The organism is Oerskovia sp. NPDC057915 (assembly GCF_042887685.1).
Classification (GTDB): Bacteria; Actinomycetota; Actinomycetes; order Actinomycetales; family Cellulomonadaceae; genus Oerskovia.
The window spans coordinates 1-20,566 of the sequence record NZ_JBHVOS010000009.1 but is presented as its reverse complement, the minus strand read 5'-3'; the positions used below and the strand labels follow the sequence as shown (position 1 = coordinate 20,566).

Annotated in this window: 16 protein-coding genes; 12 read left to right on the top strand and 4 right to left on the bottom strand. The window is 72.3% G+C overall.

Translation table 11 applies throughout. The annotated features are described in order from the left end of the window. Nucleotides 1–107: 107 nt before the first annotated feature. The 11 genes from ACFVQ3_RS07805 to ACFVQ3_RS07755 all read left to right on the top strand — a co-directional run bounded on the left by ACFVQ3_RS07805 (nt 108) and on the right by ACFVQ3_RS07755 (nt 12,217). The gene (locus ACFVQ3_RS07805; RefSeq protein ID WP_387637152.1) at nt 108–1,484 is read left to right on the top strand and encodes an MFS transporter; all 1,377 of its coding nucleotides are present in this window, start codon (nt 108–110) and stop codon (nt 1,482–1,484) included. Further along, complete coding sequence (gene aes, locus ACFVQ3_RS07800; protein ID WP_387637150.1) at nt 1,484–2,449, top strand: acetyl esterase; 966 nt, start codon at nt 1,484–1,486, stop codon at nt 2,447–2,449. Before ACFVQ3_RS07805 ends, aes begins: the two co-directional genes overlap by 1 nt. Nucleotides 2,450–2,493: 44 nt before the next feature. Next, nucleotides 2,494–3,627 carry a crotonobetainyl-CoA dehydrogenase gene (caiA, locus tag ACFVQ3_RS07795; RefSeq protein WP_387637148.1) on the top strand — a complete coding sequence of 378 codons (1,134 nt, stop codon included), beginning with the start codon at nt 2,494–2,496 and terminating at the stop codon, nt 3,625–3,627. Further along, a complete protein-coding gene (gene caiB, locus ACFVQ3_RS07790) occupies nt 3,627–4,832 on the top strand; it encodes an L-carnitine CoA-transferase (protein ID WP_387637146.1) in 1,206 nt (401 codons plus the stop codon). The genes caiA and caiB overlap by 1 nt, the downstream gene beginning before the upstream one ends. A 93-nt stretch (nt 4,833–4,925) precedes the next feature. After that, the gene (gene caiC / locus ACFVQ3_RS07785; RefSeq protein ID WP_387637144.1) at nt 4,926–6,458 is read left to right on the top strand and encodes a crotonobetaine/carnitine-CoA ligase; all 1,533 of its coding nucleotides are present in this window, start codon (nt 4,926–4,928) and stop codon (nt 6,456–6,458) included. A gap of 92 nt (nt 6,459–6,550) precedes the next feature. After that, entirely contained in the window at nt 6,551–7,405 is an 855-nt protein-coding gene (locus ACFVQ3_RS07780; RefSeq protein WP_387637141.1) for a MaoC/PaaZ C-terminal domain-containing protein, read from the top strand. Further along, entirely contained in the window at nt 7,396–8,895 is a 1,500-nt protein-coding gene (locus ACFVQ3_RS07775) for an MFS transporter (RefSeq protein WP_387637138.1), read from the top strand. The genes ACFVQ3_RS07780 and ACFVQ3_RS07775 overlap by 10 nt, the downstream gene beginning before the upstream one ends. Continuing rightward, the gene (locus ACFVQ3_RS07770; protein ID WP_387637136.1) at nt 8,892–9,668 is read left to right on the top strand and encodes an electron transfer flavoprotein subunit beta/FixA family protein; all 777 of its coding nucleotides are present in this window, start codon (nt 8,892–8,894) and stop codon (nt 9,666–9,668) included. The genes ACFVQ3_RS07775 and ACFVQ3_RS07770 overlap by 4 nt, the downstream gene beginning before the upstream one ends. A 31-nt stretch (nt 9,669–9,699) precedes the next feature. Further along, nucleotides 9,700–10,599: an electron transfer flavoprotein subunit alpha/FixB family protein gene (locus ACFVQ3_RS07765; RefSeq protein ID WP_387637133.1), complete on the top strand. Its 900-nt coding sequence runs from the start codon at nt 9,700–9,702 to the stop codon at nt 10,597–10,599. Beyond that, a complete protein-coding gene (locus ACFVQ3_RS07760) occupies nt 10,596–11,900 on the top strand; it encodes an FAD-dependent oxidoreductase (protein ID WP_387637130.1) in 1,305 nt (434 codons plus the stop codon). The genes ACFVQ3_RS07765 and ACFVQ3_RS07760 overlap by 4 nt, the downstream gene beginning before the upstream one ends. Next, complete coding sequence (locus ACFVQ3_RS07755; RefSeq protein WP_387637128.1) at nt 11,897–12,217, top strand: ferredoxin family protein; 321 nt, start codon at nt 11,897–11,899, stop codon at nt 12,215–12,217. Before ACFVQ3_RS07760 ends, ACFVQ3_RS07755 begins: the two co-directional genes overlap by 4 nt. A 75-nt stretch (nt 12,218–12,292) precedes the next feature. Here the strand turns inward: ACFVQ3_RS07755 and ACFVQ3_RS07750 are convergent, their stop codons facing one another. The 4 genes from ACFVQ3_RS07750 to ACFVQ3_RS07735 all read right to left on the bottom strand — a co-directional run bounded on the left by ACFVQ3_RS07750 (nt 12,293) and on the right by ACFVQ3_RS07735 (nt 17,674). Further along, nucleotides 12,293–14,905 (bottom strand): LuxR C-terminal-related transcriptional regulator, encoded by a 2,613-nt coding sequence (locus ACFVQ3_RS07750; protein ID WP_387637125.1) that lies wholly within the window; start codon nt 14,903–14,905, stop codon nt 12,293–12,295. 196 nt (nt 14,906–15,101) lie between these two features. After that, nucleotides 15,102–16,232 carry a hypothetical protein gene (locus tag ACFVQ3_RS07745; RefSeq protein ID WP_387637122.1) on the bottom strand — a complete coding sequence of 377 codons (1,131 nt, stop codon included), beginning with the start codon at nt 16,230–16,232 and terminating at the stop codon, nt 15,102–15,104. A gap of 164 nt (nt 16,233–16,396) precedes the next feature. Continuing rightward, complete coding sequence (locus ACFVQ3_RS07740; protein ID WP_387637119.1) at nt 16,397–16,867, bottom strand: hypothetical protein; 471 nt, start codon at nt 16,865–16,867, stop codon at nt 16,397–16,399. 159 nt (nt 16,868–17,026) lie between these two features. Next, the gene (locus tag ACFVQ3_RS07735) at nt 17,027–17,674 is read right to left on the bottom strand and encodes a disulfide bond formation protein DsbA (RefSeq protein WP_387637398.1); all 648 of its coding nucleotides are present in this window, start codon (nt 17,672–17,674) and stop codon (nt 17,027–17,029) included. Nucleotides 17,675–17,876: 202 nt separating this feature from the next. Between ACFVQ3_RS07735 and pepN the strand changes: the two genes are divergently transcribed. Continuing rightward, nucleotides 17,877–20,438 (top strand): aminopeptidase N, encoded by a 2,562-nt coding sequence (gene pepN, locus ACFVQ3_RS07730; RefSeq protein WP_387637116.1) that lies wholly within the window; start codon nt 17,877–17,879, stop codon nt 20,436–20,438. Nucleotides 20,439–20,566 lie beyond the last annotated feature (128 nt).

The window sequence follows — 20,566 nt, the reverse complement described above, 5'->3', positions numbered from 1 at the left end:
ACGCACCTTGTCGTCATGACGCCGAAACCCTCCTCTGTCATCTCGTCGAGGGCCCAGTGTGGTCCAGGTCGCACTACGAGAGTGCGCGACAGCTCTGAGGAGGGCACATGGCGATCGTCGCCAAAGGAGAGAAGAAGGCCGCGGACCTCACGACCTTCCGTCGGTGGTTCATCCTGATCCTGGTCAGCGCCGGGAGCAGCACCATCTACGGCCCGGCCTACCTGAAGCAGGCCTTCTACGACGCGCAGAAGTCCGCGCTCGGCCTGACCAACACGCAGATCGGCGCGCTGCTGGGCGCCTACGCCATCACCGCGACGATCTGCTACCTGCCCTCGGGCCTCGTCGCCGACCGCGTCCGCATGCGCACCCTCTGCTCGACCGGGTTCGTCCTCACCTCAGCACTGACCTTCTGGTACGCGATGCTGCCGTCCTACGGCACGCTCCTGCTGATCTTCGTCGCCATGGGCATCACCACGATCCTGCTGTGGTGGGGCTGCCGCTACAAGCTGGTGCGGCTGATCTCGGCCGAGGAGGAGTACTCGCGCAACATCGGCATCAGCTACGGCTTCTACGGCCTCGCGGGCTTCCTCGCGGGCCTCGTCGGCACCTGGGTCCTCGCCCGCGCGGCGGGTGACGCCGCCGGCGCCTTCCGGACCTTCCTCCTCTTCTACGCCGTGCTCATCCTCCTTCTCGGCGTGCTCGCCTTCCTCATGATCCCGAAGTTCGAGGGCGAGATCGGCAGCGTCCGCTCCGCCAAGCAGGTGCTCCTCGACACCGCGCGCGCCCTGACGAACCCCGTCGTCCTCATCACCGCGGTCACCGTCTTCTTCGTGTACTTCTACTACACGGGGGTCAACTACGCGACGACGTACCTCACCTACCTCGGCGCCGACGCCACGCTCAACAACATCCTCAGCGTCCTGCGCCAGTACGGCGTGACCCTGTTCGCCGGCCCGGTGTTCGGCGCCCTCGCCTTCCGGGCGAAGAAGCCGTCGCGCGTCATCTGGATCGGTTCGCTCATCGCCGCCGCCGGCATCGCGGTGCTCGCGATCGTCCCCGTGCCGGGAGTCCTGCCCGCGGGCACCGGCCTGATCCTGTCCGTGGCCCTCATCGGCGTCGCGCTCGGCTTCATCGCCAACGGTGTGTTCGGCATCGTGTCGTCCCAGCTCACCGAGGGCAAGGTCCCGCTCGCAGCGTTCGGCGCCGCGACCGGTGTCGTGTCGCTCGTCGGCTTCCTGCCCGACACCTTCTCGAGCACCTGGTTCGGCTCGATCATCGACAAGGCCGACGCCGCCGGGAACGAAGGCGCCGCCTACCCGCAGATCTTCTGGATCCTCGTCGGCTCGGCCGTCGTCGCGTCCGCCTGCGCACTGCTGCTGAACCGCTACGTGCGCGCCAACCAGGCCAGGCTCGACGCGAGGTACGAGGAAGCCCAGGCCCTCGCCGCCGGAGAGTCCACCGAGACCGAGCCCGTGAACGCCTGATGTCCGCCGTCGACGTCCTCGCCCGTCTGACACCCCGCATGCGCGAGGTGCTCGCCCTCCAGGAGCGGCTCCAGGGACCCGCGCTCGCCCCGGACGCCACTCCTCGCGAGCAGCGCTGCCGCTACGCCACCGAGCGCGTGTACTGGAACGAGGGTGGCCCCCGCATGGCGCGGACCGTCGACGACACCGTGGCCGGGCCGCACGGGCCGGTCCGGATCCGCCGGTACCACCCCGTCCAGCAGGCCGACGGCGTCGCGCTGCTCTACGTCCACGGCGGCGGGTTCGTCGTCGGGAACCTCGACACGCACGACCGCATCATGCGCGCCCTGGCGGACGCGACGGGGGCCGTGGTCGTCGGCGTGGACTACGCCCTGTCCCCCGAGGCGAAGTTCCCGCAGGCCGTCGAGGAGTGTGCCGCCGTCGCCTGCCACGTGGCGGAGCACGCGGACGAGATCGGGGTCGCCCGTGGACGCGTCGCGTTCGCAGGCGACTCCGGCGGCGCCAACCTGGCGCTCGCCGCGACCCTCTGGCTCCGCGACCACGGCGGCCCCGCGATCGAGTCGCTCCTGCTCTACTACGGGCTCTTCGGCCTGCGCGACTCCGTGTCCCGCCGACTTCTCGGCGGGGCGTGGGACGGGCTGGCCCCGGACGACCTCGACGGCTACCTGGCCGCGTACACCTCGGGCCCGCAGGACCTTCGCAGCCCCTACCTGGACTGCCTCTCCGCGGATCTCTCGCGGGGCATACCTCCGACCTACCTCGTGGCGAGCTCGCTCGACCCCCTGCTCGACGACAGCCGAGCCCTCGCCGCACTGCTCGCCGCGCACGGTGTCGAGCACCGCCTGCACGTCGTCGACGGCGTGCTGCACGGCTTCCTGCACCACTCGCGGATGCTGCCCGAGGCCCGAGAGGTCCTCGCCGAGGGCGCCGCGTTCCACCGCGACGTCACCGCCGCGCTCGTCTGAGCGCACCCACGACTCCCCCACCACCCCGAACGAAAGGCCCTCTCATGGACTTCTCCCTCACCGAGGACCAGGAGCTGATGGTCCAGGCCATCCGCGAGCTCATGGCCCGCGAGAGCTGGGACACCTACTTCGCCCAGTGCGACAAGGACCACGAGTACCCGGAGCGGTTCGTCGCCGAGCTCGCCGAGCTCGGCGTCGACACGATCCTCCTGCCCGAGGACCGCGGCGGCCTCGACGCCGGCTGGACCACGATCGCGGCGGTCTGGGAGGAGCTCGGACGCCTCGGGGTCCCCACGTACGTGCTCTACCAGCTCCCCACGCTCGAGACGGTCCTGCGCGTCGGCAGCCCCGAGCAGATCGAGAAGATCCTGGCCCTGGTCGGCACCGGCAAGCAGATCTGGAACTTCGCGATGACGGAGCCGGGCGCGGGCTCGAGCTTCGCCAAGATGGCGACGACCTACACGTGCCGCGACGGCAAGATCTACCTCAACGGCCACAAGACCTTCATCACGTCGTCCAAGCACGTGCCCTATCTCGTCGTCATGGCACGCAACTCCGACGACATGGACCAGTACTCCGAGTTCTTCGTCGACATGACGCTCCCCGGAATCAGCAAGGAGCCCCTCGAGAAGCTCGGCCTGCGCATGGACTCGTGCTGCGAGATCTACCTCGACGACGTCGAGCTCCGCGAGGAGGACATGTTCGGCGGCGAGGGCGAGGGCTTCGCGCGCACCGTGGCGGACTTCGACCTGGAGCGCTTCCTCGTCGCCGCGTGCGACTACGGGTGGGCGCTGTGCGCGTTCGAGGACGCGGCCCGGTACGCGAACCAGCGGGTGCAGGGGGGCGAGGCGATCGCGCGCTACCAGCTCATCCAGGAGAAGTTCGCGAACATGAGGATCAAGCTCACGAACATGCGCAACATGGTCTACGAGATCGCCTGGAAGGCCGAGAACGGGCAGCTCGGCAAGGGCGACTGCTCCATGGCCAAGCTGTACTGCACGCGCGCCGCGTCCGAGGTCGTCGACGACGCCATCCAGGTGCTCGGCGGCCTCGGCGTGACCGGCGACCACCGCGTCGCCCGCTTCTACCGCGACCTGCGCGTGGAGCGGATCTCCGGCGGCACCGACGAGATGATGATCCTCGCCACGGGCCGCGCCGCACTCAAGGAGTACCGCTGATGTCCGGCGCGATCCCCGGGTTCGGCGTCCTCGAGGGCGTCAAGGTCGTCTACTCCGCGGTCGAGATCGCCGCACCGTCCGCGGCCGCCGTCATGGCCGAGTGGGGTGCCGACGTCGTCTGGATCGAGAACACCCGCACGGGTGACTCGATGCGCGACACCACCTTCGTCAAGGAGATGGAGCGCCGCAACCAGCGGTCGATCTCGATGAACCCGTTCACCGAGGAGGGCCGCGAGGTCCTGTTCTCCCTCGTCAAGGACGCGGACGTCTTCATCGAGTCCTCCAAGGGCCCCACCTACGCCCGCCGCGGGATCACCGACGAGCTCCTGTGGGAGCACAACCCGCGCCTGGTCATCGTGCACGTGTCGGGCTTCGGCCAGTACGGCGTCGAGACGCGCGTCAACCGCGCCGCGTACGACCTCACGGTCCAGGCCTACAGCGGGTACATGGCGCAGAACGGCACCCCCGACCAGCCGATGGCCGCGGTGCCGTACGTGGGCGACTACTTCACGTCGCTCATGGTGACCTCGTCCGCGCTCGCCGCACTGCAGAAGGCGCGCACGACCGGCCAGGGCGAGAGCGTCGACGTCGCGATGTACGAGGTCCTCCTGCGCGTCGGGGCCTACTACATGATGGACTTCCTCAACGCCGGGACCGTCTACCCGCGCCCCGGCGCCCGTCACCCCAACCTGTGCGGGATCGGCGAGTACCGCACGTCGGACGGCTTCGTGGGCCTGTGCGTCTACGGCGTCAAGCAGAACAAGTACCTGCTCGAGCGCATCGGCCTCGGACACCTCTGGGGCACCGAGGAGTACCCCGAGGACACCAGCGCGCTGTGGCTCGACGGACCGCAGGCCGAGCTCATCGAGCGCCACCTCGACGCCTTCTGCCTCACGCAGAAGGCCGTCGAGCTGGAGGAGGAGTTCTCCGCCGTGGGGATCGCCGCCAACGCCGTGCTGGAGTTCGACCAGCTCCTCGCCGAGGACCACGTCGCCCAGCGCGAGGCGATCGTCGAGTGGGACACGCTCGACGGGACGCCCGTCAAGGGCGTCGGGATCGTGCCCAAGTTCTCCCGGAACCCCGGCAAGATCTGGCGCCCCATGCCCTCGCTCGGCATGGACACCGACGCCGTGCTGACCGAGGCCGGCTGGACCCCGGAGCAGATCCAGGCGCTCGCCGACAACGGCACGATCCGCAGGAGCTGAGCGAGCGGGTGCGCGCGGGCCGGAACCGCGCGCACCCACCGACCGACGAAGCGTGCCCGGGGAGCCGGACGCACCAGGGAACGGGTGAGGTGGATGGACATCGTAGGCAACAGGACGCTGCGCGACCTGTGGGAGGAGCTCGCCCGCACCTCCGCGGACAGGACCTTCCTCGTCTTCGAGGACCGGGACGGCGTCGTGACGGAATGGACGTACGGGCAGTTCGCCGTGCGGATCGTCCGGGCCGCCAACCTCTTCCGCTCCTGGGGCGTCGCCCCGGGCGACCACGTCGGCATCCACCTCGGCAACTGCCCCGAGATGCTCGAGTGCCTCTTCGGTCTGGCTCTGGTCGGCGCCGTCAGCGTCCCGTTCCACCCCCGCAGCACGGCGACCGAGTGCAACGACATCCAGCGCAGGGTCGGGGCGCGCGTCGTGGTCGCCGAGCCAGACGTCCTGCCCGAGGACGGCTACTGCGGGGACCCGCGCATCCTGCTCGCCCGCTCGCGGGCAGACGTGCCCGGCACGACGCCGTACGGCCCCGCCCGCGACGCCCAGCCGGACGTCCTGGCGGACCGTGTCTCCCTCACGAGCGAGGACCCGGTCGGCATCGTCTTCACGTCCGGTTCCACCGCGTGCCCCAAGGGCGTCGTGCTGACGCACGCGAACCTGCTGTTCAGCGGGATGTTCGTCGACTGGCAGGCCACGATGACGGCGCAGGACCGGCTCCTGACGACGATGCCGGCCTGCCACGTGAACTTCCAGCTCAACGCCCTCATGCCCGTCCTCACGGTCGGCGCGACCCTCGTGGCCGTCGAGCGGTTCAGCGCCCGGCGCTTCTGGGCGCAGGTGCGCGAGCACCGCGCGACCGTGGTCCAGAGCATCGCCATGATGCTGCGCACGACCATGCTCCAGCCCGTCGCGGCGGACGAGCGCGACCACCAGGTGCGTGAGGTCCTCTACTACCTGCCGGTCACCGACGAGGAGAAGGTCGCCTACGAGCAGCGCTTCGGGGTGCGCCTCCTCAACTCCTACGGCACGAGCGAGACCCTCGTCGGCGTCCTCACGGACCCGCCCGCCGGCGAGCGCCGATGGCCGTCCGTGGGCCGCGTCGGCCTCGGGTACGAGGTGCGCATCGCCGACGGCGACGGGCACGAGGTCCCGGTCGGCACCGTGGGCGAGATCCAGGTCCGCGGAGTCCCCGGGCGCACGCTCATGAAGGAGTACTTCCGCGACCCGGAGGCCACCGCGGCCGCGATCACCCCCGAGGGCTGGTTCCGCACCGGCGACCTCGGTCGCGTGGACGCCGACGGCTGGCACTGGTTCGTCGACCGCCGCACCCACTTCGTCAAGCGCTCGGGCGAGAACGTCTCCCCGACGGAGGTCGAGGAGGTGCTCGCCCGGCACCCGGCGGTCGCCGAGGCCGCCGTGATCGGCGTCCCCGACCCCGTGCACGACGAGGCCGTCAAGGCGTTCGTCGTGCTCGTCCCGGGCGGGTCCGTCACCGTGGCGCAACTGGTGGCGCACTGCGCCGCGCACCTCGCGGACTTCAAGGTCCCCACGATCGTCGAGGTCGTCGACGACCTGCCCCGCACCAGCACGTTCAAGGTCGCCAAGGCCGCACTGGTCTGAGGCCGACGTCGCGGAGGCCGGTCGGCTCCCGCGCCCCGAACCCCGCGCACGTCCCCCCGGACACGCGCAGAGCACGCAGAGAGTAGGAAACGATGGTCATCAAGACCGAGATGGTCGGCCAGTGGTTCGGCCCGTTCGAGCGCGAGTACACCTTCCGCGACCTGAGCCTGTTCGCCCTCGGCTCCGGCTGCGCGATCGACGGTCGCACCGACCTCGAGTACGTGTACGAGAAGGACATGAAGGTCCTGCCGACCTTCGCCGCGATGCCGATCGTCGACTCCGAGGTCACCCGGACCATCGACTACGGCTACGACTACTCCGGGTCGTTGCACTGGAGCTTCGACGTCACCTTCCACCGGCCGATCACCCGGCTGGACGGGAAGCTCTCGACCAAGGTGCTGCTCAAGGGCCTGTACGACCGGGGCGAGGGCAGGGGCCTGCTCGCCCAGCACGTCGGCGACACGTACGACGACGAGGGCAACCTCCTGTTCACGAACGAGAGCTGGGACTGCCTCATCTACGACGGCGGGTGGGGTGGGCCGGCCGCGCCGAAGGACATCGTCGAGATGCCCGACCGCGAGCCCGACGTCGAGACCATCGAGACCATCCCCGAGAACCAGGCGCTGATCTACCGCCTGTCGGGCGACTACCACCCCCAGCACGTCGACTGGGAGTACGCGGCCGAGAACGGCCAGCCCCGCCCGATCCTGCACGCCGTGAGCTTCGCCGGCATCGTGTGCCGGCACTTCGTGCGCGCGTTCGTCCCGGGCGAGCCCGAGCGGCTCAAGCGCTTCAAGACGCGCATCACGGCCTCCGTCCTCCCGGGGACACGGGTGGCGACGCAGATGTGGCGCATGGAGGACGGGCGGGTGCACTTCCGTCTGGTGGACGCCGACGACCCGTCGGCCAAGCCGTTCCTCAACTTCGGCGTGATCGAGTGGGCCTGAGCCAGGACGACCGCCGCCCCACGGGGGCGGCGGTCGCCGCCGCGGCCCCCGGGCGGGTCGGGCTCGACGACGTCGAGATGACCCCGTTCCTCAAGCGGGTCACCCTCTTCTCGTCGGGAGGCCCGTTCCTCGACGGCTACGTGCTGTCCATCATCGGCGTCGCCCTCATCCAGCTCGGCCCCGCGCTCGACCTCGACGCGACCTGGACGGCCGTCGTCGGGGTGGCTGCGCTCGTCGGCCTCTTCCTCGGGACCTCGGTGGGCGGCTGGCTGACCGACGTCATCGGGCGCAAGAAGATGTTCGTCATCGACATCGTCGCGATCGCCGTCCTGTCGGTCGCCTCCGCCTTCGTGGGCACGCCGCTCATGCTCGTCGTCATGCGGTTCCTCATCGGCATCGTCATCGGCGCCGACTACCCGATCGCGACGTCCCTCATCGCGGAGTTCACCCCGCGCAAGCACCGGGCGATCTCCATGGGCATCGTCGCGGCCGCGTGGTACCTGGGGGCGAACGTCGCCTTCCTCGTCGGCTACCTGCTCATGGACGTCGACGGCGGCTGGCGCTGGATGCTCGCGAGCGCCGTCGTGCCGTGCCTCGTCATCCTGATCGGCCGGTGGGACATCCCCGAGTCGCCCCGCTGGCTCGCCCGCAAGGGGCGGGCCGAGGAGGCGCACGCGATCGTGCGGCGCATCTTCGGTGCGGACGTCGAGCTCGAGCCCGAGACGACGTCGAAGGTCGGGTACGCGACGCTCTTCCGACGCGGGTACGTGGGCAAGATCCTGTTCGTCGGGACGATCTGGATGTGCCAGGCCGTGCCCATGTTCGCGATCTACACGTTCGGGCCGCGGATCATGACGGAGTTCGGGTTCGGAGCCGGCCAGACCGCGACGATCGGCGAGATGATCATCGGCACGTTCTTCATGGTCGGGTGCATCCCGGCCATGTTCTGGGCGAACTCGATGGGGCGGCGCAAGCTGCTCATCGGCAGCTTCGCGATCATGACCGTCGCGCTCGCGGTCCTGGGCATCCTGCCCACCGCCGCCATGCCCGTCGTGATCGTCTGCCTCGCCCTGTACGCGTTCTTCTCGGGCGGCCCGGGCAACCTGCAATGGCTGTACCCGAACGAGCTGTTCCCGACGGACGTCCGGGCCTCCGCCGTCGGGGCCGCCATGGCCTTCAGCCGCATCGGCACCGTGGTCTCGACCTACGTGCTGCCCGGCTTCCTCGCCGCCTACGGCACCCGCGCGACGATGACGGCCGGTGCCGTCATCTCCGGCCTGGGCCTGCTCGTCTCGGTGCTGTGGGCACCCGAGACCCGCGGCCTGACCCTCGTCGAGGCCAGCGCGCTGCGCCTCGGCATCCGCGGCCGGCGGGCGGGCTCCGGCCCCCGCACGGCCGGGACGCCCGACTCTCCGACAGGACCGGGCACCCCCCTCACCACCAGCGCCCGCGGACCCCGCGGCGACCTCCAAGGAGATGGATCACGATGAAGATTGCCGTTGCCTACAAGTGGGCACCGAACCCGCAGGACGCCGCGGTGGGAGCCGACGGGACCGTCGACTGGGGCCGCGCCAAGGCGTCGGTCTCCGAGTACGACCCGGTCGCCGCCGAGCTCGGTCGCCGGCTCGCGGACGCCACGGGCGCCGAGCTCGTCGGCATCAGCGTCGGCGGTCCCGACGTCGCGTCGCCGATGGCCCGCAAGTCCGCGCTGTCCCGCGGGTTCGACCGCGCGGTCGTCGTCGCGGACCCGGCGCTCGAAGGAGCCGGGCCGACGCTCACCGCCACGGTCCTCGCCGAGGTCGTCAAGCACGTCGGCGACGTCGACCTGGTCCTGACGGGCGACTCCTCGCAGGACGTCGGCGCGCAGCTCGTGCCCGCGATCCTCGCCGGCGCGCTCGGCTGGCCGGCCCTCGCGAACGTCACGGCGATCTCGGGCGGCGCGGGCGACCTCGTCGTCGAGCGCCTGCAGGACTCGGGTTCGCAGGTGCTGCACGCCACGGGCCCCGTCGTCCTCGCAGCCGCGACCGACGCCGTCGTGCCGCGCGTGCCCGGCATGAAGGACATCCTGGCCGCCGGCAAGCGCCCGGTCGAGGTCCTCTCCCTCGCCGACGTCACGCCTGCCGCACCCGTCGCCCTCACCGAGGTCGTCGGCACGGCCCGCCCCGCACTCGCCGCGCGCAAGCAGCACGTGATCGACGGCTCCGACCCGGTGGCCGCGGCCGCCGAGCTCGTCGCCGCCCTGCGCGCCGACAACGTCCTCTGACCACCCCGATCTCCCGGGAAGGAACACCCTCATGAGCAGCACCTACATCCTCGTCGCCGGGGACGCCCGCATCGACGCCCTCGTCGAGCTCGCCCAGGGCACCAGCACCACCGCGGTCGTCGTCGGCACCCGGTCCGTCGCCGAGGCCGTCGCGGCCTCGGGCGTGGACGCCGTCACCTGGCTCGGCGAGCCCGCCGACGCCCCGGTCGAGGCCTACGCCTCGACCGTCGCCACCCTGGTCGCGGCCGCCCAGCCGGACGTGGTCCTCGCGTCGAGCCGCCCCGCGGACCGCGTCCTCGCGGGCGCCGCGGCCGCCGTCCTCGGCGCCCCGGCGTTCACGCAGGTCTCCGCGGTGACGGTCGTGACCGACGGCGTCGAGCTGACCCGGTCGGTCTTCGGCGGCATCGCGCAGGAGACCGACAAGGTCTCCGGCCCGGTGGTCGTCGTGGTCGACGGCGGCGCCGTCGCCACGGGCGGCAGCGCCGCGATCGCCGAGGTCACGGCCTCGGCGGCCCCCACGCTCACCGTCACGGAGAACCGCCCGGCCGAGCGCGCCGTCGTCGACCTCGGGCGCGCGCAGCGCATCGTGTCCGCGGGCCGCGGTGTCAAGGCCAAGGACGACCTCGGGCTCGTCGAGTCCCTCGCGGCGGCGATCGGCGCCGAGACGGCGTGCTCCCGCCCCCTCGCCGAGGGCCTCGGGTGGTACACGCACGACCGCTACGTCGGTGTCACGGGCCAGCAGGTCTCCCCCGAGCTCTACCTCGCGATCGGGATCTCCGGGCAGCTGCAGCACACGGTCGGTGCCCGCGGGGCGCGCACGGTCGTCGCGATCAACTCCGACAAGGACGCCCCCTTCTTCGCCGAGGCCGACTACTGCGTCGTCGGCGACCTGTACCAGGTCGTCCCGGCCCTCACGGCGGCGCTGTCATGACGAGCGAGGCGGTAGAGCCCGACTTCGACGTCATCGTCGTCGGCGCCGGCGTCGCCGGGTGCGTGACCGCGTACCGGCTCGCCGAGGCCGGACGCTCGGTCGTGCTCATCGAGCGGGGCGAGGCGCCCGGCTCGAAGAACCTGTCGGGCGGAGTGCTCTACTCGCGGGTCATGGAGGAGGTCTTCCCCGACTTCCTCACGGAGGCGCCCGTGGAGCGCCGCATCACCCGCAACTACGTGCAGTTCCTCAACGGCACGTCGTCGGTCGGGATCGACTACCAGGACTCGCGGCTGTCCGACCCCGTCAACGCGGTGACCGTCCTGCGCGCCAGGCTGGACGCATGGCTGGGCGAGAAGTGCGAGGAGGCCGGTGTGTTCCTCATGCCGGGCGTCCGCGTCGACGAGGTCCTCACCGAGGACGGCAAGGTCGTGGGCGTCCGGGCCGGCGACGACGAGCTGCGTGCCCGTGTCGTCGTGGCAGCGGACGGCGTGAACTCCTTCCTGGCGCGCGCAGCAGGTCTGCGCCCCCAGGAACCGACGAACCACCTGGCGCTGGGCGTGAAGGCGGTCGTCTCGCTGCCCGCGGCGACCATCGAGGAGCGGTTCCACTGCACCGACGACGAGGGCGTGGCCTACGCCGTGGTCGGCGACTGCACGCTCGGGATCGGCGGCGGCGGGTTCCTGTACACGAACCGCGACTCGATCTCGGTCGGCGTGGTGCTGCGGCTGGACGACCTCGTCGCCAAGGGCGTGCCGTCGTCCGAGGTGTTCGAGCACTTCCTGACGCACCCCTTCGTCGCTCCGCTGCTCGCGGGCGGCGAGGTGTCCGAGTACGCGAGCCACCTGGTCGCCGAGGGCGGTCTGGACATGGTCCGCGAGATCACCACGGACGGCATGGTCGTCGTGGGCGACGCCGCAGGCCTGACGCTCAACACGGGCCTGACCGTCCGGGGCATGGACCTCGCCACGGCGTCCGGCATCGCCGCGGCCACGGGGATCGAGTCGGCGCTGGCCGCGGGAGACACGTCCAAGGCGGGGCTGGCGGGCTACCGGGCGGCGCTGACGGCGTCGTTCGCCGGCCAGGACATGCAGACCTACGCCAAGGCGCCCGCGTTCCTCGAGCGCGAGCGCATGTACGAGCAGTACGGCTCGCTCCTCGCCGACATCCTGTACGGCGCCTTCAACCACGACCTCCGACCACGTCGCCACCTGCGCGACGTGGCGAAGAGGGCCTTCAAGCGCTCGCCCGTGCGCCTGCGGGACCTGTTCTCCGACGGGCTGGCGGGGGTGCGTGCACTGTGACGACGACGACTGGGTCCGGGACCCGGGGGCTCAAGGTCGGGACCGTGGCCGAGCGCCTGGCCGGCAACCGCTACGAGACCGACGAGGAGGAGAGCCACATCCAGGTCGACCAGGACCTCGCCCGCTCCACGGGGTGCGCGCGACGGCTGGTCGCGATCTGCCCGGCCAAGGTCTACGCGGAGGAGGCCGACGGGACGATCTCCGTCGAGTACGCCGCCTGCTTCGAGTGCGGCGCCTGCGCCGCGGTGGCCGAGCCCGGGGTGCTCACCTGGCGCTACCCGCGCGGCGGCATGGGAATCTCGCTCCGCGAGGGCTGAGCCGTCGCGGACCAGGTGGTCCGGGCGCCCTCGGGCGGCCCGCCCGGACCACCCCGCCGCCCCCGTGCGCGGACGTCAGCGCTGGCCGCACGTGAGCCAGGTGCGCGCCGCGCGCGCCAGTCCCTCGCGACCGTCCGCGCCGACCTTGTGGCTGGCGCTGAAGACGTGGTTCTCGACCGTGCGGACGCTGAGCACCATCCGTGCGGCGATCTCCGGCATCGAGTACCCGCGGGCGACGAGCACGGCCACCTCGCGCTCGCGCACCGTGAGGTTGACCGCGCGGTCGAGCGGTGCGAACAGGCCGCACAGGTCTCGTCCACGCAGGCCTGCCTGGCTCCATGCGGAGTCGGCGTGCTCGAGCGCGGCCCGCGCCTCGCCCGCCTCGAGCAGGAGGACGGACCGGGCGACCGCGGTGCGCACGGCGAACTGGCGCAGGCCCGCCCGGTACAGCGCGGACTCCTGCACCGCGAGCTGCTCCTCGTCGGCCGACGCGATCGCGACGGCGTAGTCGGCGAGCAGGCCGAGCAAGGGCGCGTCACAGGTCGATGCCATGGCGGCCACCTGCTCGGCCCGCTCGACCGACGGTGACCGTTCGACGGCCCGCACGCCGGCCGTCACCGCGGCGGCGAGGAACCCGGCCTCGGCCCGCTCCAGGGCGACCTGCCAGACCGCGTCGGCGGCCGCGTCGTCGTCGGGGTCGTGCAGGAGCGCCGTGAGCAGGTCCGCGGCCATCCACGGGTGCGGACCACGCGGCCCGCGCAGCGCCGAGGCCTGCAGGGCCGTGGTGCGGGCGTAGTCCCGCCTGCCCTGCCACTCCGCCGCGTTCGCGGCGAAGGTCAGCAGCGCGGCCTGGACGTGCGGCAGATGCCGTGGCGCCGTGCCGAGGGCCAGGACCGACGACGTGAGCTCGTCGAGCTCCACGACCCGCCCCTGCAGCTGCATCCCGTAGCCCGCGACGTACGCGTGCTCGTGCAGCGCCTCCGGCGCCAGGTCGCGACGGGCGCGCTCGACCCCGGCGAGAGCGTCGTCGACCGCGCCGCGCACGTCGCAGGCCAGCAGCCTGGACAGGGCGCGCAGCGAGGCGACGTGCTCCTGGCGTCCGTCCACGTCCGGGACGGCGTCGAGCAGCTCGTCGGCGCGGGTCGGGCGACCGGCTGCGAGCGCGGCCGCGGCCCGGCTCACGAGGAGGGCAGCACGGGCCACGGGCTCGTCGTCGGCCGGCGGTGCCGCGGCGTCGAGATCGGCGGCGGGAACCCCGCCGACCAGGAGGTTGATGTCGATCGCCGCCGCGTCGAGCAGGCTCTCGCAGCCCGGCAGCGTGCCACGGTGCCGGGCGAGGCCGTCCAGGGCGTCGGCGGCCGTGCCCGACGACAGGGCGCGGTGGGTCGCGGTCCACGCCACGAGCCGGGCACGCTCGAGCGCGGTGCCCTCGCAGGACGTGCCCTGCAGGACGGCCTCCACCTCGTGGTGGGCTCCTGCGGTGAGGACGACCGACTCCAGGAGCGCGACCGCGGCCCCGGGGGTCGGGTCCTGCTCCCAGGCGACCCGTCGGGCGACGCGCTCGGCGGTCCAGTGCTGCGCGAGGAGCCGCGCCTCGAGAGGCCCGCCCGCGGCCTCCTCGCCCCCCACGGGCACCACCGGGACGACGTGCCGGTCGACCTCGGCGAGCCGGTCCCGGGCCAGGAGGTTGCGCATCGTCGCCCCCTCGTGGGTGATGAACTCGGCGACGAGCGGCGGGAACACGCCCACGACCGGCTCGTCCCCGTCGGCCAGGACCTGCAGCAGCCCGGCGTCGTCGAGCGACGCGAGGGTGTCGGGCGCCACCATGCGCTGTGCCGTGCGCAGGGGCAGGGTCCCGGCGAAGGACAGCAGGGTCACGGCATCGAGCCCGGCGTCGTCGATGTCGGTGAGGAAGGGCTCGACGGACTGCGACATCGCGGTCGTCCAGAGGCTGTCCCGCGTGACCCAGAGCCCGTCGCGCTGGACGATCCGGTTCTCCCGGCGGCCCGTGTCGACGATGGCCGCGACGAGGCCGGGCAGCCCTCCCGACTTGGCCGCGACCCGCGCGACCGTCGCCGGGTCGACGGCGCCGCCGAGCAGGTCGTGGACCAGGGTGTGGACCCCCTCGAACCGCAGCGGGGCGAGCGTGACGCGCGCTCCGGGCTGCAGCTCGGCCGTCAGGGCGCTCGTGCCCGGCTGGCGGCGGCCGCCCGGGCGGGACGTGGTGAGCACCGGTGTCCGGGCGCGCGAGTGGACGGCGACGATCGCTCCGACCGTCGTGGGGTCCAGGTCGTCGGCGTCGTCGATGACGAGCACGGAGGGGCGGGCGGACAGCAGCACCTCGAGCGAGCCGACGGCGGAGCTGAGGGCCGGCAGCTGCCCGGGGGTGGTGGCGATCTGCACCCCTGCGACCGCGAGCGCGCTCAGCGGACGGTCCTGCAGCGCGCGGACCCCGCAGATGCGGGTCACCGAGGAACCGCCGGCGTTGAGCCTCTCGATGACGCGGCGCACGAGCGCCGAGCGGCCCGAGGAGCGCATGCCGACCACGTTGACGTTGGTGCCGTCGCGCAGGTATCCCAGGACCTGCTCGAGGTGGCGGGCGTGGAGCACGACGTCGTCCTTGGTGGGACGGACCGGCGAGGGCTCAGGGTGGGTCGCGGGTGCGGACCCGGGGACGGGCTTGGGCATGTGGGGCGTCTCCCTCCGCCACCATTCTGCCCACCGTTCCGGCGCGCGGGCCCTGAGACCGCTGAGTGGTCGGTTCGTGTCCGCGGCGGCGTCCCGGGTCCTCCCCGAGACGCCCGACGGCACCGCCCGCCCAGGTGCGTGGTGCACCCGGGCGAGCGACGCCGTCGGGAAGGAGCGAGCCGCGAGCTCTGCCTGCTCAGAACGAGGAGAGACCCGCCTTGGCCACGTTGAACCCCTTGCCGGTCTCGCTGTCGGTGCAGCGCATGCCGGACTTGGAGCTCGTGCACGTGAACGACCCGACGGTCTTGGACTGGTCGTAGTCGAGCACGGCGACGTCGTCCCCCGCCTTCTTCGGCTGGTCCGCGGTCGGGACGCACGGGATCTCGACGCCGTCCGCCGTGAGCGTCACCAGGTAGCCCGTGGTGCCGGTGCACCCGTCCACCGGCGCGGGCTGGCTCGCGAGCTCCGCGATGCCGCACGAGACACCCTGCTCACCGATCGTGCACGTGATGTTCCGGCTGGGGCTGGTCACCGACTCGCCCGTGACGGCGACCGGACCAGGGCCCTCTGCGGGGGCGTCGGGGGTCGGGGCCGGCGCCTCGGCCGACGTGCCGGGGCCCTCGGCAGGAGCCTGGCCGGAGGCACCACCGGCGAGGTTGATCGCGAACGCGATGACGATACCGACCAGGATCACGTCGAGCGCGATGAACGCGATCCACCCGGGGCTGAGCCGACGACCGCCCTTTCCCGGGCGTCCGTCCCCACCACGGCCCGGGCCGCCGCCCGGGGCGGCCGCTGCCGGCTGCTCGGCGTACGCGGGCTGGTAGGCCTGCTGCGGGGGCTGCTGGGCGGCGTACTGGGGCTGGGCCGCGTACTGCGGCTGGGCCGCCTGCTGCGGGGCGTACGCGGGCTGCGGCGCAGCCGGCTGCGCCTGGTAGGCGGCCTGCTGTCCGCTGCCGGGCGCGAAGGCGGGCGGCGGCGCCTGGTACGCGGGCTGCGCAGGCTGCTGCTGGTAGGCCGGCGGCTGGTACGCGGGCTGCGCAGGCTGGTACGCCGTGGCCTGGTCCTGACCGTACGCGGGCTGCGCCGGCTGGTAGGCGGTGGCCTGGTCCTGACCGTACGCGGGCTGCGCCGGCTGGTAGGCCGTCGCCTGGTCCTGACCGTACGCGGGCTGCACGGGCTGGTACGCCGTGGCCTGCTGGTCGGGGGCTGCCGGCACGGGGGCAGGCGGGGTCGCGGGCTGCTGCGACCGGGGCTGGAAGGCCGGAGGCTGCTGGGCAGGCTCGGAGTGCGGGGGCGGCGGAGGCACGGGGGCGTTGCCGGACATCACAGCTCCTCAGGGGGACTCGGACCCCGCAGTTTCGGGGCAGAAGTACGCAGCATTGCACGGCCGTCCCGCCTCGGTCGAACCGCACCCCTGTCCGATCGGTCCCGTATGCCCCCGACGTGAGGTCGGTTCCACCGAGCCCTCGCCGGCGTCCGGGCTCGACGTCAGTCCCGCTGCTCGACGACGTCCGTCCCCGCGCCGGGACGCCAGGTCTCGACCCGCGTCGCACCGGCCACGACCGTGGTGAGCTCGACCCGGGACAGGTCGAGCCAGAAGAGCTGGAACGGCTCGGTGCCACCGGTCGCGGCCAGGACCGCCGACCGGCCGGGGTCGTCCTGGGGAGCGGTGCGGACCGTCCCGTCGACCTTGACGTCCCCGTCCGTCCGCGACCCGTCGCCCGGGTTCGAGTGGAGCACGAACCGTGGGTCGACGAGCAGGTCCATCGACCTGCCCGAACGTGACGTGGAACCGATCCACACGTCGTCCTCCCAGAACCCGACCTCGGTCCCGCTGACGCGCGGCGAGCCCGTGAGCGTCCTGGTCGCCAGGACGTGCCGACGGGCGGCCTCGAAGCGGGAGCGCACGCGGGCGGCGAGGTCGGGGGCGTCGTCGACGAGCTGCTTCCAGGTGGCCATGGCGTCGATCCTTCCACGCCGGTCGGGGCACCCGGGTCGTCGTCCCGCGCCCGGCGTGCGGACGGCGCACCCTCGCGCGGGAGCGAGGATGCGCCGTCGGGCAGGGCGGTGCCGGTGCGCCGGCCGGGGGCCGGTGGTCAGGCGGCGGTCAGGCGGCGGTCAGTCGAAGACCGGGCCCTGCGTGCGCGTGCGCTTGAGCTCGAAGAAGCCCGGGGTCGAGGCGACCAGGACGCACCCGTCCCACAGCCGGCCCGCGTCCTCGCCCTTGGGCGCGGGCGTCACGACCGGGCCGAAGAACGCGACGTCGCCGAACGCGACGACGGGCGTCCCCACGTCCTCGCCCACGCGCGAGATGCCCTCGGCGTGCGAGGCGCGCAGCTCGGCGTCGTAGCGGTCGCTCGTCGCGTGCTCCGCGAGCGACGCGGGCAGGCCGACCTCGGCGAGCGCCTCGGCGATCACCGCGTCGAAGTCGCTGCGCCCGCCCGGGTGCAGACGCGTGCCGATCGCGTCGTAGAGCGGCTTGACGACCTCGTCACCGTGCTCCTGCTGCGCCGCGACCACGACGCGGACCGGGCCCCAGCCGCGCTCCATGAGGTCCTGGTACTTCTCGGGCAGCTCGCGGCCCTCGTTGAGGACCGACAGGCTCATGACGTGCCAGCGCACGCTCACGTCGCGGACCGTCGAGACCTCGTCCATCCACCGGCTCGTCATCCACGCCCACGGGCACAGCGGGTCGAACCAGAAGTCGGCGGTCCGCACGGGTGCGTCGCTCGCGTGCAGGTCTCGCGTGGTGTCCGACGTCGTCACAGCAGTCACGGGGCAGGTCTCCTCAGCGGGTGGGAAGGTCGGGCGGGTGCGCGCGACCGCGCCCCGGGAGGCTCAACACGCCCGGCGACCCGGACATTCCGGTTCCCGGGAAGATGCGCCAAACACAGCGACCCGCGGGACGCCCCGTGGGAGAATCGACGCGGCCCACCCGGCCAGCCCGATCCGTACTGAGGAGATGTTTGTGCCCGGAGAGAACCTCACCCGCGCCGAAGCCGCCGAGCGCGCCGGTGTCGTCACCGTCCGTTCCTACGAGGTCGCCCTCGACCTCACGACCGGACCCACGACGTTCGGCTCGACCACGGTGGTGCGGTTCGCCGCGACCCCCGGGGCGAGCACCTTCATCGACCTGATCGCACCCGCCGTGCGTGAGGTCGTGCTCAACGGCGAGACGCTCGACGTCGCCCGCGTCTTCGCCGACTCCCGCATCCAGCTCGACGGTCTCGCCGCGGAGAACGAGCTCCGCGTCGTCGCCGACGCCGCCTACACCAACTCGGGCGAGGGCCTGCACCGCTTCGTCGACCCGGTCGACGGCGAGGTCTACCTGTACAGCCAGTTCGAGGTCCCCGACTCGCGCCGCGTGTTCGCCGCGTTCGAGCAGCCCGACCTCAAGGCCACGTTCCAGTTCACGGTCACGGCGCCCTCCGCCTGGCAGGTCGTGTCCAACTCGCCCACGCCCGAGCCCGTCCCCGCCGCCCACGCGACCGACCCCGCCGTGGACGCCTCGACCTGGACGTTCGAGCCCACGCAGGTCATCTCGACCTACATCACCGCGATCGTCGCGGGCCCCTACGTGGTCGAGCGCAGCGAGCTCACGTCCTCGGACGGCCGCGTGATCCCGCTCGGCGTGTTCGCACGCAAGTCCCTCGCGCCGCACCTCGACGCCGACTACATCTTCGAGAAGACCCGCCAGGGCTTCGCGTTCTTCGAGGAGAAGTTCGACTACCCGTACCCGTTCGCGAAGTACGACCAGCTCTTCGTGCCCGAGTTCAACGCCGGGGCCATGGAGAACGCCGGTGCCGTGACGTTCACCGAGACGTACGTCTTCCGGTCCAAGGTCACCGACGCCATCAAGGAGCGTCGCGTCGTGACGGTCCTGCACGAGCTCGCGCACATGTGGTTCGGCGACCTGGTCACCATGAAGTGGTGGAACGACCTGTGGCTCAACGAGTCCTTCGCGGAGTGGGCCTCGACCCTCGCGACCGCCGAGGCCACCGAGTGGCACGAGGCCTGGACGACGTTCGCCGCCATGGAGAAGTCCTGGGCCTACCGGCAGGACCAGCTCCCCTCGACGCACCCGATCGTCGCGACCATCAACGACCTCGAGGACGTGCAGGTCAACTTCGACGGCATCACGTACGCCAAGGGCGGTTCGGTCCTCAAGCAGCTCGTCGCCTGGGTCGGCATCGACGCGTTCATGGCGGGCGTGGCGCAGTACTTCAAGAAGCACGAGTACAAGAACACCGAGCTCACCGACCTCCTGACCGAGCTCGAGGCCACGAGCGGGCGCGAGCTCGGCTCGTGGGCGCGCCTGTGGCTCGAGACCGCGGGCGTCAACACGCTGCGACCCGAGATCGAGCTCGACGCGCACGGCCGCATCGTCTCGTTCGCGGTGCTGCAGGAGGCCCCGGCCGACTACCCGACGATCCGCCCGCACCGTCTCGCGATCGGCTTCTACAACGTCGTCGGCGGGAACCTGGTGCGCGAGCACCGCGTCGAGATCGACGTCGACGGCGAGCGGACCGAGGTCCCCGAGCTCGCGGGCCTCGACCGGCCGCAGCTCGTCCTGCTCAACGACGACGACCTGGCGTACGCCAAGATCCGACTCGACGAGGCGTCGCTCGCGGTCGCCGTCGAGCACCTCGCCGACATCACCGACCCGCTCGCGCGCTCGCTCGTGTGGGGCTCGGTGTGGGACGCGACGCGCGACGGCGAGACCCCGGCGAGCGAGTACGTGCGCCTCGTCCTGGGCAACATCGCCCGCGAGACCGAGTCCACGACGATCCGGACGACGCTCAACCAGCTCGCGCTGGCCGCGAAGTCCTACGTGACGCCCGGCAAGCAGGCCGCGACGCTCGCGGTCGTGGGCGACGAGCTGTGGCGCCTCGCGCAGTCGGCCCAGGCCGGCACGGACTCCCAGTTCCAGTTCGTGAAGTTCTTCGCGCACCTCGCCTCGACGCCCGCGCACGCCGACGCGCTGCGCGGTCTGCTCGACGGCTCGGTCGCCCTGGAGGGCCTCGAGATCGACACCGACCTGCGCTGGGAGATCCTCGAGGGCCTCGTCCTCCTGGGCCGCGCGGACCAGGCCGAGGTCGACGCCGCGCTCGCGCAGGACCACACGGCCACGGGTCAGCAGTCCGCGGCCCGCGCGACCGCGACGGCCCCCACGACCGAGGCCAAGCTCGCCGCGTTCGCGTCGCTCGTGGACTCGGACGAGGCCCCCAACGCGATCGTGCGCGCCACGACGCAGGGCTTCCAGCACGTCAACGACCCCGCGGTCCTGGCGCCCCTGGTCGAGAAGTACTTCTCCTCGCTGACCACGCTGTGGGCCGAGCGGAGCTACCACATCGCCGAGACGCTGGTCGTGGGCCTGTACCCCGCACCGCTCGCGAACGCCGGGCTGCGCGACGCGACGCAGGCGTGGCTCGACTCCCACGCCGACGCGGCCCCGGCGCTGCGCCGGTTGGTCGTCGAGAACCTCGCGGGCGTCGAGCGGGCGCTCACGGCGCAGGGCGCCGACGCCTGACGGTCTGACGGACGGCGGACGCCGGGGCAGGAGGGCTGACCTCCCGCCCCGGCGTCGGCCGTCTCCGCGGTAGACCGCTGGCCGAGGTAGACCCGTGTGCGCGAGGTAGACCTCCCGGAGGTCTACCT